This is a genomic window from Chamaesiphon sp. OTE_20_metabat_361, from assembly GCF_031364565.1.
In genome coordinates, this window is sequence record NZ_JANLWO010000737.1 from 1 (window position 1) to 1,857 (window position 1,857).

Here is a 1,857-nt window from a genome sequence, read left to right on the forward strand (position 1 = left end):
TTTTATCCAGAGCGGATGGCATCGCGGATTCTGGGGATGGGCGACGTGCTGACGCTGGTGGAAAAAGCCCAGGAAGATTTCGATATTGCCGATGCGGCAAAATTAACCGAAAAAATCCTCGAAGCCAAATTTGACTTCAACGACTTCATCAAACAGATGCGGATGTTGAAGAATATGGGTTCTTTGGGTGGGTTGCTGAAGATGATTCCCGGGATGGGCAAACTCTCTGACGGGCAGCTCAAACAGGGCGAAGATCAGCTCAAAAAGGCTGAAGCGATGATTCAGTCGATGACGAAAGAAGAACGCGCTAATCCCGATTTACTCGCGAGTACTCCCAGTCGGCGGCGGCGGATTGCCAAGGGTTGTGGTTATGAAGAAGCTGATGTTAGTCGGCTGATTGCTGAATTTACCCGGATGCGAACCATGATGCAACAGATGAGTATGGGGAATTTTCCCGGCATGGGTGGGGGTCAACCAGGCGCACGGGGCGGTCAACCGGGCGCACCTGCAAAAGCGAAGAAAAAGAAAAAAGGTTTTGGAACTCTGTAACATCTGTGCCGATCGTGGTAAGTTCGGTACTAATATTTGTCTTGCTTGGCATTCCTCGATTCGGTACTAATCCCTCGTGAAATTAGGCGAGGCGAAAATTAGGGTGTCGTGAGAAAAAAATTTGATGATTTCGATCGTCAAGATGAATAGTTCTCCGTATTATTACTGAGAAAAATATCCCGGCTGGCTCGATCGAGCCAGCGCAGCAACCGCCGCTGTACGGCAACTGTGGCGGTTATGAAGACCCGGGTCTAGCAGCGATCGAATCCAGTTTGGGATGGAACCCAAATAGCGATACTTGGCGTCTATGGAGAAGACTGAGCGATCTAGTAAGTAAATCCTCGGATGGACTGCCGACCCTAGCTTGTTATACTGAGCGACGACATCCTTGACTCGAATTGCCGCATATTGATGCAAATTTTTCTCAAGTAATTACTATTACCGATTGTTTCACCTGTAACCATCCCCGAGCAGCAGTCACTACTCGCTCGATCGGTTGTGGACTCGAATAGCGAGTTTTAGCGCCTTCCATCCACTCCCGACAGCATCGACGCCATTTCCCTATTGCCTTCCCCCGATCCAACATCGATTGTTATGAACAGACTTTTAATGGTTACGACGGTTCCGAGTACCCTCCGGAGTTTTTTGCTCCCATTTGCGGCACATTTTCGAGCGCAGGGCTGGCAAGTAGACGCGATGGCGTGTGGGGTTTCGACCGATCCGGAGTGCGTGAGCGGATTCGATCGAGTGTGGGACGTAGAATGGTCGCGCAATCCCTTCGATCCGCGTAATCTATTGGCAGCACCGCAAGTAATTCGCGAACTGGTGACGCGCGAAAAATACGATCTCGTTCACGTTCATACTCCAGTTGCGGCTTTTGTGACTCGCTACGCTCTCAAGGATATCCGCAAACAACTGGGTACGAGTGTGATTTACACCGCACATGGCTTTCATTTCTATCGTAGTGGCAATTACTTGAGAAATTTTGCGTTTATCAATTTAGAGAAGTTGGCGGGTAAATGGACTGACTATTTAGTCACCATCAATCACGAGGACAAGGACGCGTCACTGGCATATAACCTAGTCCCTGCCGATCGATCTCGTTATATGCCGGGTATCGGTGTGGACTTAAAATATTACAACCGCCATCGGGTATCTGAAGCGGCAATTCTTCAGGTTCGACAAGAGCTAGGCATCGATGAGGAAGCTCATTTATTGCTATCTGTCGCCGAATTCACCGCTCGCAAACATCATGTCGATGCGATCGCGGCATTTGCCAAACTCAACCGGGCTAACGTCCATTTAGCC

The 1,857-nt window shown here is 49.4% G+C and carries 1 protein-coding gene and 1 pseudogene; both read left to right on the forward strand.

Annotated elements, in window-relative coordinates; translation table 11 throughout:
- Positions 1 to 549: pseudogene (locus RMO35_RS20995) on the forward strand (signal recognition particle protein); the annotation flags it as partial.
- 594 nt (positions 550 to 1,143) lie between these two features.
- Positions 1,144 to 1,857 (forward strand): glycosyltransferase (locus RMO35_RS21000; protein WP_309743913.1); only part of this gene is annotated, 714 nt, incomplete at its 3' end.